At 54.6% G+C, this 13,725-nt stretch carries 10 protein-coding genes; all 10 read right to left on the reverse strand.

From position 1 onward, the window contains the following. Positions 1 to 5: 5 nt before the first annotated feature. Complete coding sequence (locus tag KHA84_RS09395) at positions 6 to 284, reverse strand: DUF503 domain-containing protein (RefSeq protein WP_213423270.1); 279 nt, start codon at positions 282 to 284, stop codon at positions 6 to 8. Next, positions 281 to 2,656, reverse strand: a complete 2,376-nt coding sequence (gene infB, locus KHA84_RS09400; RefSeq protein ID WP_213423271.1) for a translation initiation factor IF-2 — start codon at positions 2,654 to 2,656, stop codon at positions 281 to 283. Before infB ends, KHA84_RS09395 begins: the two co-directional genes overlap by 4 nt. Before the next feature lie 4 nt (positions 2,657 to 2,660). Next, positions 2,661 to 2,978, reverse strand: a complete 318-nt coding sequence (locus KHA84_RS09405) for a YlxQ family RNA-binding protein (protein ID WP_213423272.1) — start codon at positions 2,976 to 2,978, stop codon at positions 2,661 to 2,663. Then, on the reverse strand, positions 2,975 to 3,253 hold the full coding sequence (gene rnpM / locus KHA84_RS09410) for an RNase P modulator RnpM (RefSeq protein ID WP_213423273.1): 279 nt from the start codon (positions 3,251 to 3,253) through the stop codon (positions 2,975 to 2,977). The genes KHA84_RS09405 and rnpM overlap by 4 nt, the downstream gene beginning before the upstream one ends. 20 nt (positions 3,254 to 3,273) lie before the next feature. After that, positions 3,274 to 4,491, reverse strand: coding sequence for a transcription termination factor NusA (nusA, locus tag KHA84_RS09415; protein WP_213423274.1), 1,218 nt, complete (start codon positions 4,489 to 4,491; stop codon positions 3,274 to 3,276). A 24-nt stretch (positions 4,492 to 4,515) separates the two neighbouring features. Beyond that, positions 4,516 to 4,992, reverse strand: coding sequence for a ribosome maturation factor RimP (gene rimP, locus KHA84_RS09420; RefSeq protein WP_213423275.1), 477 nt, complete (start codon positions 4,990 to 4,992; stop codon positions 4,516 to 4,518). 129 nt (positions 4,993 to 5,121) lie between these two features. After that, complete coding sequence (locus KHA84_RS09425) at positions 5,122 to 9,423, reverse strand: PolC-type DNA polymerase III (protein ID WP_213423377.1); 4,302 nt, start codon at positions 9,421 to 9,423, stop codon at positions 5,122 to 5,124. Positions 9,424 to 9,525: 102 nt separating this feature from the next. Further along, positions 9,526 to 11,226 carry a proline--tRNA ligase gene (locus KHA84_RS09430; protein WP_213423276.1) on the reverse strand — a complete coding sequence of 567 codons (1,701 nt, stop codon included), beginning with the start codon at positions 11,224 to 11,226 and terminating at the stop codon, positions 9,526 to 9,528. A 33-nt stretch (positions 11,227 to 11,259) separates the two neighbouring features. Continuing rightward, the gene (gene rseP / locus KHA84_RS09435; protein WP_213423277.1) at positions 11,260 to 12,519 is read right to left on the reverse strand and encodes an RIP metalloprotease RseP; all 1,260 of its coding nucleotides are present in this window, start codon (positions 12,517 to 12,519) and stop codon (positions 11,260 to 11,262) included. A gap of 44 nt (positions 12,520 to 12,563) precedes the next feature. Next, a complete protein-coding gene (locus KHA84_RS09440) occupies positions 12,564 to 13,712 on the reverse strand; it encodes a 1-deoxy-D-xylulose-5-phosphate reductoisomerase (protein ID WP_213423278.1) in 1,149 nt (382 codons plus the stop codon). Positions 13,713 to 13,725: the final 13 nt, after the last annotated feature.

The raw sequence follows: 13,725 nt of genomic DNA on the forward strand, positions 1-13,725 counted from the left end.
TTCCGCTATAAATGATACTTCTTGCTGCTTGTCATCTCCCAGCCGGAATGGGACATCAGAAAGTTCAGCACCCGGTCGATCTCACGCTCGGCTACCTTCCCGGAAGAAGAGACGGCAGCCAGGGTGAGGCCGGTACGCTGCCAAAGGTCCTGATAGTCCGTTTCGGCAATGGAAATGTTGTACTGCTGGCGGGCCCTCGTGAGCATACGCTGTAAAATCGCCCGCTTTTCCTTTAGCGAATGTGTTTCATACAGGAAGAATTCACATTCGGCGGCGACAATCACTTCCGCTCGACTTCTTCCATTACAAACGCTTCGATGACATCGCCTTCTTTGATGTCATTGTAGTTTTTGATTGTCAGGCCGCATTCATACCCTCGGGCGACTTCTTTGACGTCATCCTTGAATCGTTTGAGTGTATCCAGCTCGCCTTCGAATATGACGACGCCGTCGCGGATCACCCGTACGCCCGAGTCTCTTGTGATCTTGCCGTCGGTTACATATCCGCCGGCGATCGTGCCCACTTTGGAGACCTTGAAGGTTTCGCGAACTTCCACCTGGCCGATGATTTTCTCCTCGAACTCCGGATCCAGCATACCCTTCATCGCGGATTCAATCTCTTCAATCACCTTGTAGATAATGCGGTGGAGCCGGACATCGACGCCTTCTGCTTCAGCAGCGCGTTTCGCGTTGACATCCGGGCGGACGTTGAATCCGATGACGATCGCATTGGACGCAGCCGCCAGTGTGATGTCCGATTCGGTGATGGCTCCGACACCGGTATGGATGATCTTGACGTTGACTCCTTCAACTTCGATTTTCATGAGGGAAGCTGCAAGCGCCTCGACCGTACCTTGAACGTCCGCTTTGACGATCAGGTTGATGTCTTTCATCTCGCCCTGTTTCATGTGCTCGAATAGGTTATCAAGGGTTACGCGGTTCTTTTCTCCCCGCTGTTCCTGGAGATCGTCCATCGCCCGTGATTCACCAACCTGGCGGGCTGTTTTCTCATCTTCGAAGACGACGAAACGGTCACCTGCAAACGGTACGTCACTCAGGCCTGTAATTTCCACAGGCGCCGATGGCAGGGCTTCTTTTACCCGGCGGCCAACATCATTGACCATAGCCCGTACACGGCCGAATGTGGAACCGACGACAATCGGGTCACCGACTTTGAGCGTACCTTCCTGTACAAGGAGAGTTGCCACGGCGCCCCGGCCCTTGTCCAGCTGGGCCTCAATCACGGTTCCGCGGGCATTCTGGTTAGGATTGGCTTTCAGCTCTTCCACCTCGGACACGAGTACGACCATCTCGAGCAGGGTATCAATGCCCTCACCCTTCAGAGCGGAAACCGGTACGAAGATCGTATCTCCGCCCCAGTCTTCCGGCACAAGGCCGTGTTCGGTCAGTTCTTGCATGACCCGGTCAGGGTTGGCTGTCGGCTTGTCGACTTTGTTGACTGCCACGATGATCGGCACTTCTGCTGCCTTTGCGTGATTGATCGCCTCGATTGTCTGCGGCATGACACCGTCATCCGCTGCGACGACAAGAATCGTAAGATCGGTGATTTTGGCGCCGCGCGCCCGCATTGTGGTAAAGGCCGCGTGTCCTGGTGTATCAAGGAAAGTAATTTTCTTGCCGTTTGCTTGAACTTGATAGGCACCGATATGCTGGGTGATTCCGCCTGCTTCTCCCTCGGTCACTTTCGTGTTGCGGATGGAGTCGAGAAGGGTGGTCTTCCCATGGTCAACGTGTCCCATAATTGTAACGACCGGCGGACGTTCTTCTTTGAGATCATCCGCGCCTTCCTCTTCCTCGAAATAAGTTTCAAGGTCAGTCCGGTCGATGCGGATTTCTTCTTCCACTTCCACACCGTAGTCTGCACAGATCAGTTCAATCGCGTCTTTATCAAGCTCCTGGTTGATCGTCGCCATAACGCCGAGCATAAAGAGCTTTTTAATGATTTCGGACGGCTCGCGGCCGAGTTTTTTCGCGAGTTCGGCTACGCTGAGCGACTCGTAGAAAGTGATTTTCTCCGGCAGTGGCTTCGGTGTGCGAGGCACCTGCTGCTGGCTATAATTTCTCTTCTTGCCCTGGTGGGTACCGCGGATCTTGCGGCCGCCTCCCCGACGATTTCCGCCGCCTTGGCCGCCCGGACGGCTATTGCCGCCTTGGCGATTTCCGCCGCCTTGGCCTGCTGGACGGTTGCTGCTGCCCTGGCCGCCCTGGCGGTTACCTCCGCTTTGCGCTGCCGGACGGTTGCTGCCCTGGCCTGCCGGACGGTTGCTCCCGCCTTGACCTGCCGGACGGTTGCCGCCGCCCTGCCCTGCCGGACGATTGCTGCCGCCCTGGCCTGCCGGACGGTTGCTGCCGCCCTGGCCTGCCGGACGGTTGCTGCTGCCCTGGCCTGCCGGACGGTTGCCGCCTTGACCTGCTGGACGGTTACTGCGGCCCTGTCCACCTTGACGGTTTCCGCCCTGGTTGTTTGGCCGGCTGCCGCCCTGGCCAAATTTACGGTCAAGCTTCGCCGTTGTATCACTATCAAGTACCGACATGTGGTTCTTGACGTCGACTTTCATCTTGTCCAGCTCGTCAATGACCTCACGGCTCGACTTATTAACCTTTTTCGCATATTCATGAACTCTCATTTTCGTCATTCAGTCAGTCCTCCTCTGGTTCCTCAAGCAGGCCGGACAGCTTTTTAGCAAAGCCGCTGTCCAATATCGCCAGTGTGACGCGCGCCTCCTTTCCGATTGCATGGCCCAGTTCGTACCTTGTCCCGAACACATGCACTGGAATTCCGTAATGGGCACCTTTATCCGTTACTTTGCCCCGGGTGTTATCCGAAGCATCGGCAGACAGGATGACAAGCTTCGCTTTTCCCGAACGGATCGCTTCGATGGCGAGGTCTTCGCCGGTAGCGATTTTGCGCGCGCGCGCCGCCAGCCCCAACAGGCTGTAAATCTTCTTTTCATTCATAGCAGTTTTTCTCTCAGGATAAGGCGCAGGACCTCATCATAGATTTCTACAGGAACTTTGACGCCCAGCTGGCTGTCCAGCGATTTCCGCTTTTTTGCCAGTTCCACGGCTTCTTCCGATTTGGAGATATACGTTCCGCGGCCGGACTTCTTGCCTGTCGGGTCGACGAAAACTTCGCCTTCCTTAGTCCGGACAACTCGGATCATCTCTTTTTTCGGGAACATTTCGCCGGTGGCCGAGCATCTCCGGAGAGGGATTTTCTTGCCGTTCCCCATTGCTCCCATCCTTTCAAAAGTCAGTCTTCTTTCGAATCCATTTCGTCATCGGCCGGCACATCTTCGTACAGGTCGATGGCTCCAGGACCCTGATCATCGGCGGCGCTCTGTTCATCATAGAGGCCGTCACTTTCTTCGATCCACTCGCCGTCTTCCCACTGTTCTTCCGGCTCATCCGTCACAGTGCGCGGGTAGATGCCAAGTTCCGTGGCATCCGCCTCGCTCTTGATGTCAATCTTCCAGCCGGTCAGCTTTGCAGCAAGGCGGGCGTTTTGCCCGCGCTTACCGATGGCAAGAGACAGCTGGTAGTCCGGGACAACGACCGTAGTCGACTTATCTTCTTCATTAACGAGTACATCCAGCACTTTGGCAGGGCTCAATGCATTCGCCACGAAGATTTCCGGATTATCGGACCACTCTACGATATCAATCTTTTCTCCGGATAACTCATCCACGATGGTCTGAACGCGATTGCCCCGCGCACCGACACAGGAGCCGACCGGGTCGACATCCTCATCATGGGCATGTACGGAGATTTTGGAGCGGTCGCCGGCCTCGCGTGCAATCGACTTGATCTCAACGATGCCATCATAAATTTCCGGAACTTCCATCTCGAACAGGCGGCGAAGCAAGCCCGGATGTGTCCGTGAAACGAATACTTGCGGGCCGCGTGCAGCGCGCTCCACTTTCGTGATGTATACCTTAATGCGGTCATGCGGGCGGTAAGTCTCGGTAGGAATTTGCTCGTTCTGCGGGAGAACTGCTTCCACTTTGCCCAGGCTCACATAGATATTCCGCGGGTCAAGACGTTCAACGACACCGTTGACGATGTCGTCCTGGCGATCCACATACTCATCGTAAATCATGCCACGCTCCGCTTCGCGAACGCGTTGTGTAACGACCTGTTTCGCAGTCTGTGCTGCAATCCGGCCAAAGTTGCGCGGTGTCACTTCTTCTTCGAGCACGTCGCCAATTTCGTACAGCGGATTGACTTTGCGTGCTTCCTCAAGCGATATTTGCAGGCGGTCATCCTCGACCTCCTCGACAACATCCTTGCGCGAGAACACCTTCATGGTGCCCGCATCCATATTCAGGTCGACCCGGACGTTTTGCGCCTGGTTGAAATTGCGACGGTATGCGGTAACGAGTGCGGTTTCAATCGCCTCGACAAGCACATCCCTCGAGATGCCCTTTTGTTTTTCCAGGGCGTTGAGCGCTTCCAGAAGATCGCTGCTCATCTGTATTTCACTCCTATCCGGACATTATGCCGAAAAATCGATGGCCAAACGTGCAAATGCAATTTTGTCCTTCGGAATCAGCACTTTCACTTTTCGTGTTTTCACTTTCATTTCAATTTCCGCTCCCTCATCGCCGTAGGAAAGGAGGTAGCCTTCGAACTCTTTTCGCCCGTCAATAGGCTCGTAGGTTCTGATGTGGACATATTGGCCGACAGCCCGCTCCATGTCCTGCTCTTTTTTGAGCGGACGCTCGGCACCCGGAGAAGAGACTTCCAGGAAGTAGTTTTGTGGGATCGGGTCCGCCTCATCAAGCCTGACGCTCAGCTGTTCACTGACAGCGGCGCACTGCTCGATGTCGATGCCTCCGCCGGGTGTATCGATAAATACCCTGAGGAACCAGTCGCGTCCCTCTTTAACAAATTCGATGTCGACAAGTTCCAGATCCTGCTCTTCGAGGATCGGCGCGACCAATGTTTCGACTTCATGTGTGACTTTGCTCATAAGGACCTCCTTATTTACAGGAAAATTCTCCCGACAAACAGAAAAGAGCGGGGAACCCCACTCTTCTGTGCGCGACTATCCGAACTTGTTGAATCCATTTTACCATAGCCGCACTGCTGTTGCAACAAATCAGAAAAGCGAGAGCTGGTTGGCTTCGGGCATGCCTTCAAGGCATCCAAGCTCATCCAGATAGTCAATAATGGCCCTCGAGACGCGGCCGCGCTGCTGAAGATCTTCCTTGGAGAGGAACTCTCCATCTTCTCTTGCCTCCACAATTGCGCGTGCCACGTTGTTGCCGAGACCCGGCACCGCATTAAACGGCGGAATAAGCGTATCTCCATCGATGATGAACTCAGTCGCCTTCGATTTATAAAGATCCACTTTCCCAAACTTATACCCGCGCTCACACATTTCAAGCGCAAGCTCCAGAACAGTCAGGAGACTTTTTTCTTTCGGCGAGGCCTCCAGGCCCTTCGCCTCGATTTCGTCAATACGGGCTCTGATCGTCGCTGATCCCTTGCTCATCGCAATCAGATCAAAGTCGGATGCACGGACGGTGAAGTAGGCTGCATAGTAGAGCAGCGGCTTATGGACCTTGAACCACGCGATCCGTACAGCCATGAGGACGTAAGCTGCGGCGTGCGCCTTCGGGAACATGTACTTGATCTTTTTGCAGGAATCGATGTACCAGTCCGGTACGCCATTTTTCTTCATCTCCGCTTCAAATTCGGGTGTGAGTCCGCGGCCTTTCCGGACAAATTCCATGATCTTGAATGCCAGTGACGGCTCAAGCCCCTTATGCATCAGGTAAACCATAATATCATCCCGGCAGCCAATCACTTCGGACAGCACGCAGATCTTGTTGTGGATCAGCTCCTGCGCATTGCCGAGCCAAACGTCGGTACCATGGGACAGCCCGGAAATCTGCACGAGTTCCGAGAACGTGGACGGCCGCGTGTCCTCCAGCATCTGGCGGACGAAGCGGGTGCCAAACTCAGGAATGCCGAGCGTACCGGTTTTGCATCCGATCTGCTCTTCGGTGACACCGAGCGATTCAGGCGAGCTGAAAATCTTCATGACTTCCGGATCGTCAACCGGGATCTTTTTCGGGTCCAGGCCGGACAGATCTTGGAGCATGCGGATGACCGTCGGATCATCGTGGCCGAGGATATCGAGCTTCAGCAAATTGTCGTGGATCGAATGGAAATCAAAATGGGTCGTCTTCCACGACGCATCCTGGTCGTCCGCCGGGAATTGCACCGGGCTGAAATCATAGATATCCATCGTGTCCGGCACGACGATAATTCCTCCCGGGTGTTGTCCGGTGTTCCGCTTGACACCGCTGCATCCCTGGACAAGCCGATCAATCTCAGCGTTCCTGATCGTGAGGTCGTTGTCATTCATGTATCCGCGCACGTAGCCATAAGCCGTCTTTTCCGCAACCGTGCCGATGGTACCCGCGCGATATACATAGTCTTCTCCAAATAGCTCTTTTGTATAATTGTGAGCCCTCGGCTGATATTCACCGCTGAAGTTCAAATCGATATCCGGTACCTTGTCCCCCTTGAAGCCAAGGAACGTTTCGAACGGAATATCGTGGCCGTCCTTGGTCATTTCATCACCACAGTTGTCGCATTTTTTTCTAGGCAGGTCGAAACCTGAGCCGATGGAACCATCTGTGATGAATTCGGATTTTTTGCATGACGGACACACATAGTGCGGTGGAAGCGGATTGACCTCGGTGATTTCCATCATCGTGGCGACAAGCGATGAACCGACCGATCCCCGGGAGCCGACAAGGTAGCCGTCGTCCAGCGACTTTTTGACCAACTTGTGCGAGATCAGATAAATGACTCCGAAGCCGTGTCCGATAATCGACTTCAACTCTTTCTCAATCCGCTCGGTAACGATGTCCGGCAGTTCCTCGCCATAAATGGAATGGGCCATCGTATACGTCAGGTTCCGGACCTCGTCGTCCGCCCCTTCAATGACCGGCGTATACAGTTCGTCTCTGATCACCTGGACTTCGCCGATCTGGTCAGCGATTTTTTGCGGGTTGTCGATGACAATCTGCTCCGCCTTTTCTTCGCCGAGGAATTCAAATTCCTTCAGCATTTCATCTGTCGTGCGGAAATGGACATCGGGAAGGCTGTGGCGGTTCAGCGGATTGGCTCCGCCCTGTGATCCTACGAGGATTTTTCTGTAAGCCGCCTGATGCTCATCGATATAATGAACATTGCCCGTTGCGACGACGGGTATACCAGTCTTCTTGCCGAGCTTCATCATTTTCCGGATGATGTCCTCAAGATTCCATTCATCCCTGACCAGCTCCAGTTCGATCAGATGCTGATAGACCGGTTTCGGGTGAACCTCCAGATAATCATAGAACTTTGCAATTTGCTCGACTTCATCGAGCGGCTTCTGCATGAGCCCTTCGAACACTTCCCCTTTGTCACAGCCGGAGCCGATCAGCAGTCCTTCCCTGTGGCGCTGGAGAACCGATCTCGGGATGCGCGGGACCCTGTAAAAAGTCTCCGTGTGAGAGTGGGAAACAAGCTTGAAGAGGTTTTTCAGTCCGACCGAATCCTTGACGAGTATTGTGCAGTGGGACGGACGGGCACGCTTGTACGAATCTCCCCCTCCGATATGCAGGTTGAATTCATCGTGGCGCCTGATGCCGTGCTGCTGAACTGCTTCTTTGAGGAGATGGATCAGCAGATGGCCGGTCGCTTCGCAGTCATAGATTGCACGGTGATGCTGCGTGAGTTCAATGCCGAATTTTTTACAAAGCGTGTTCAGCCTGTGGTTTTTCAGCTCGGGGTGGAGGAGCCTTGCGAGCTCCAATGTATCGATCACCGGGTGCTCCCGCTCTTCCACTCCTGCAAGCTTGTAGGCTTCGTAAAGGAACCCCATGTCGAAGGTAGCATTGTGGGCGACCAGGATGCCGTCCCCCGCAAAGTCACGGAACCGCCGGGCCACTTCCTCAATGGCCGGAGCGCCGCTCACCATATCGTCAGTGATTCCGGTAAGATCGATTGTCGTCGCGGACAGCGGATGGCCGGGGTCCGAAAAGCTTTCAAAGGTATCGATGATTTCTCCGCCCCTGATCTTGACCGCAGCAAGCTCGATGATCTTGTCGTAGACCGCGGACAGGCCGGTCGTCTCCACGTCGAATACTATAAATTCAGCGTCATCAAGATCCCGTCCGACTTCGTCGTAGGCAATCGGTATTCCATCATCAACGAGGTTGGCCTCAAGCCCGAAAATCACTTTGATGCCGTGCTTTTTTCCGGCCGAATAGGCATCCGGGAAAGCCTGTACATTGGAATGGTCCGTAATTGCAATTGCCGGATGGCCCCATTTGGCCGCCTGTGCGACGAGCTCTCCCGCGGGCACTACCGCATCCATCTGACTCATGTTGGAATGGGCATGCAGCTCGATGCGCTTCCGGCCTTCCGGAGCTTCGTCCTTTTTCACCCGCGGAGCGATTTCCATGATGTCATTCGCCATCATGACGAGGTCGCGTATGAAGGTATCATTTTGGATCGAACCTCGGGCGCGGACCCAGGCCCCTTTCTTGAGGGCGGTCATCATTTCTGCGTCTTCCTTGTCACGGGAGAACATTTTCACGAGGATCGAATCCGTGTAGTCTGTGACTTTAACCGTCAGAAGAGAACGGCCGCTCCGGAGTTCGCGGACTTCTACATCAAAGACAACGCCTTCAATCGTAATTTTCCGTTCTTCGTCCTGGATCAGGCGGATGCCCGTGATCGGTTCATCCGGCTTGATCGGCAAGCCGATTGAAAACGGCCCCTCCGGCCCGGTCGATTCTTTTTTCTCCTTCTCCCGCTTTTTCATGTCTTCCAGCGCACGGTTGGCAAGAGCTTCTTCTTCCAGACGGCGCTGCTCGAAAAAGGCACGGCGCGCTTCTTCCTCCCCGTTGTCTTCTTCTCCGAGCACAAAATCGACCGACAGCCCCGCAAATCCGAAGGAGCCATAGGACTCAGCCAGCAGATTGCCATACTTGCCCTTCATCGTCTGAAGCTCGAGCTCATTCCCGCATTTCAGCACGAGCATTTGGCCGTTCCATGCGGGAAGCTGCGAAGAGAGCCGATCACGCACGGGCGGGGACATGTCCGCAATCTCACCGACCGCAAGCTCATAATAGTCACGGATACTTTGTTCATCAAATGCCGATTTCTCTGCACGGATATCGAGCAAAATACGCGCAATCGGCGAAAATGTGGCATCAATCCGTTTTCTGAACTCCCTGAAGATGCCAGCAGGAAGAATGGCCGGAACGGTCACCCGGAACCGCCAGACCCGGGATTTCGTATGGACGTCCAGCCGTTCAAGTGATGCTCCTTCAAAGTGGCGGACAACTGCATCCTCCGTCATTCCGATGTGCTGGAGCAGTATATTGAAGCGCATTTTCGGGTCTTGTTCCACAGAATATTCCTCCTTCCCGCCTGAACCGAAAAAAGAAGGGAAAAGCCCGAGGGCTTTCCCGTTCTTCCGGTTCCGTTTTGTACATTATCCAAAGAACGAACGGAGCTTGTCCGTGAGCTCTTCTTTTTTCCATTCCGCTGTTTCCCCGGTTGCCCGGAACTTCACTTCCACTATGCCTTCTGCTGCCTTTTTGCCGACTGTCAGCCGGATCGGGAGCCCGATCAGATCCGCATCCGCGAATTTGACGCCCGGGCGTTCCGCTCGGTCATCGAACAGCACATGGTAGCGGTACGAGGACAAAAGCCCGTACATTTCTTCTGCCAATTCACGCTGGGCGTCGTCCTTCAAGTTCACCGGGATCAGATGGATATCTGCCGGTGCAAGGTCTTTCGGCCACTTCAGCCCATCATCATCGTTGAACTGCTCCGCCATAGCGGACAGTATGCGCGATACCCCGATTCCGTAGCATCCCATGATGTACGGCTGCTGGCGGCCATTGTTGTCCAGGAACGTCCCTTCCATCGGCTCGGAATAGGTCGTTCCCAGCTTGAAGATATGACCGACTTCAATCCCTCTTGCAAATTGGATGGAACCCTTACCGTCCGGAGACGGGTCGCCTTCCATGATGAACCGCAGGTCTTCATAGGAATCTACCGAGAAATCCCGCTCCGGATTTACATTCCGGTAGTGGCGGCCGTCTTCATTGGCGCCGGCCACCGCATTGCGCATATAGCGTACGGCATGGTCCGCGACCACCTTCAGGCCAGTCGGCAATTTGACCGGGCCAAGGGAGCCGATTTCCGTTCCGGTCGCTTCCTTGACTTGTTCCGGCGTGGCCATTTCGACAATCGTTGCATCAAGGGCATGCTTCACCTTGATATCGTTGATCTCGTGGTCTCCTCGGGAAAGGACAACGACCGGTTCGTCATCGACGATAAAGACAAGTGTCTTCATGCATTCATCCGGTCGGACACCCATGAAATTCGCAACGTCATCGATCGTCTTTACATCAGGTGTGTCAACTATCTCGATTGCGAGTTCTTCGCCTTCAGGTTCCGGATAAGCCACATTGACTTCCGCCATTTCGATGTTGGCCGCAAAGTCGGAAGAGTCGCTGTAGGCGATTGTATCTTCGCCGACCTCGGACAGCACCATGAATTCATGCGTATCCTTTCCGCCGATTGCACCGGAATCGGCGATGACCGCGCGGAAGTTCAGGCCAAGCCTTGTGAAGATGTTCGTGTACGCCTGTTTCATGTCCTCGTAGGTTTCATCCAGGCTTTCCTTGGAGTCATGGAAGGAATAGGCGTCCTTCATGATGAACTCCCTCCCGCGGAGCAGACCGAAGCGGGGACGCTTTTCGTCACGGAACTTCGTCTGGATCTGATATAGGGTAAGCGGCAGCTTTTTGTAGGATTTGACCTCATCGCGAAGGAGCGAAGTGATCACTTCTTCGTGGGTCGGCCCAAGCGCGAACTCCCGGCCATGGCGGTCATGGAGTCTCATCAGTTCAGGGCCATAAGTGTACCAGCGGCCCGTTTCCTGCCAGAGTTCCGCCTGCTGGAGGGATGGCATCAGCACTTCGGAACCGCCGATGGCATCCATCTCCTCACGGACGATCGTTTCAATCTTCGTGAGCATCTTCTTGGCAAGTGGCAGGTAGGAGTAGACTCCGCTCGTATTCTGCCTGATATATCCCGCGCGCAACAGGAGCTGATGGGACCTGAGATCCGCGTCAGAAGGAGTTTCGCGCAATGTAGGTATGAACGTTTTGCTTTGTCTCATCGGTTTAGCACCCCGGATTTTCAATAATATGGATCAGAAGAAAAATCTCTGGATATCGTTCCAGGTGACGATGATCATGAGGACCATGAGCAGCATGATGCCGACAAAATGGACCATGCCCTCTTTCTGCTTGTCGATCGGCCGGCCCCTGAGAGCCTCAAAGCCGAAGAACATCAGTCTGCCTCCGTCCAATGCAGGAAGCGGAAGCAGGTTCATGATACCAAGGTTGATCGAAAGCACGGCCGCCCAGTTCATCAGATTAAAGATTCCTGCCTGTGCAACCGCACCCGTCGCCTGGTAAATGCCGACAGGGCCTGAAAGCGCCTCGATTGTGAATTGGCCGGTCACAAGCATGCCAAGCAGCTGGAAGATCCGCTTAAACCAGAACCATGTCTGTTCAGCCCCGTAGGCCACAGTACCAAGTACATCTTTCTCGTACTGCGGTTCATACAGGACACCGATCTGCCCGATTGTCTGCCCTTCCACATCGATGGAAGCAGGAGTGACATTAAACTGTTCTACAGTGCCGCCCCGTTCCACTCCGATTGTAAGCGGTTGACCCGGGCTGTCTTGGATAATGGCCGAGAAGGCGTTCCAGGTACCAACCTCCCGCCCATTGACGGAAACGATCCTGTCCCCTTTCTCGATGCCGGCCGAGATGGCCGGGCCATCATCCGTCACATCCGCTATGACCGGGTCATCTTTCGGAACACCCTGAATCAGCCCGAGTACAACAAAGATGAAAAATGCAAGAATAAAGTTGAATAACGGACCCGCAATGATGGTTGCCGAGCGGGCCCCGAGTGATTTCGACTCGAATTGCCGGTCATGCGGCGCGATCAGGGTTTCGGATCCCTTTTCGGAAATGATCGCCTTGCGGGATACCGGATAGCGTACTTTCCGCTCTTCTTCATCGTATCCTTCTATATAGAGTTCTTTTTCGAGATCGGCCTGTTCAACTTCCATATAGAGCATGTCCGGTGTCCTGTCATTCTGGTTCAGGACGATGCGCTCGGCACGGCCTTCCCTGTCCAAAAGGAGTCCGATCCGGTGGCCCGGCTGCAGCTCAATCTTGTCAAAGTCTTCACCAGCCATCCGGACATAGCCTCCAAGCGGCAGCAAACGGATCGTGTAGAGAGTCTCGCCTTTGTTAATGCCGAGCAGTTTTGGCCCGAAGCCAATGGCAAACTCCCTGACCATGATGCCGGACCGCTTGGCAAGCAGGAAGTGGCCCAGCTCATGGAAGAAGACGAGCGAACCGAAAACGACAATAAATGCAAGGATTGTCTGCATGTGCACCCACCTTCATCCGGCTTATTGCCGGAATTCATATCGTCCTATTTTACCACATCGAGGACGGCTTTTCTCGTCTCTGCATCTACAGCCATCACAGTCTCAAGGTCAGGTTCCTGAATGATGTCATGCCGTCCAAGCGCCTGTCCCACAAGCGGCTCGATCTCGGTAAAGGTGATGCGCCCTTCCATGAAAAGGGCGACCGCCACTTCGTTTGCCGCATTCATGACAGTCGTCGCCGTTCCTCCGGCCCTGCCGGATTGGTAGGCGATACGGAGCGCAGGGAATCGGTCCAGGTCGACTTGCTCAAAATGGAGCAGACCGATTTTGGCCAGATCCAGCCTTTCTGTCCCCCTTCTCGGGAGCCTGTCCGGATAAGTAAGCGCGTACTGGATCGGCACACGCATATCCGGCGACCCGAGCTGCGCCATCACACTCGTATCCTCGAACTCGACCATGGAGTGGATGATGCTCTCCCTGTGGAGTAGGACATCGATCCGTTCATAAGGCATGCCGAAAAGATGATGCGCTTCGATCACCTCGAGCCCTTTGTTCATCATCGTGGCAGAATCGATCGTCAGCTTGCTTCCCATCGACCAGTTGGGGTGGGCGAGCGCTTGTTCAACGGTTACGCCTTCCAGCTCATCCCGTGACTTGTCGCGGAAGCTGCCGCCGGAGGCTGTCAAAATCAGTCGGTCCACCCGTTTCGGATCCTCGCCATTAAGCGCCTGGAACAAAGCTGAATGTTCACTGTCGACAGGAAGCAGGCGGACGCCATGCTTGTCCGCCTCAGCTGTCACGATTGAACCGGCAGCCACCAAAGTTTCCTTGTTTGCAATGGCGATGTCCCGTCCGCTCCGGATTGCTTCGAGCGTCGGCTCGAGCCCGACACTGCCGATTACCGCACCGACCACAATGTCCGCGTCGGTTCCCGCAGCTGCTTCAAGCAAGCCGTCCCTTCCGGAGCCGAATCGGATACCGGGATATTCTGCCCTAAGCGTTTTGGCGTCCGACTCGTCCGAAACCGAGACGAACTGCGGTTTAAGTTGGCTCAAGATTTCCCGGAGCTTAGGAAGATTTCTTCCGGCTGCAAGCGCCGTTATTTCAAAGCGCCCGGGATCTGACAGGACGATGTCGACCGTCTGTGTTCCGATAGAGCCTGTGGCGCCCAATAAACTGATTTTCTTAACCATGATATGCTACTTC

Origin of the sequence: Bhargavaea massiliensis (assembly GCF_018390575.1) — a bacterium.
Lineage (GTDB): Bacteria > Bacillota > Bacilli > Bacillales_A > Planococcaceae > Bhargavaea > Bhargavaea massiliensis.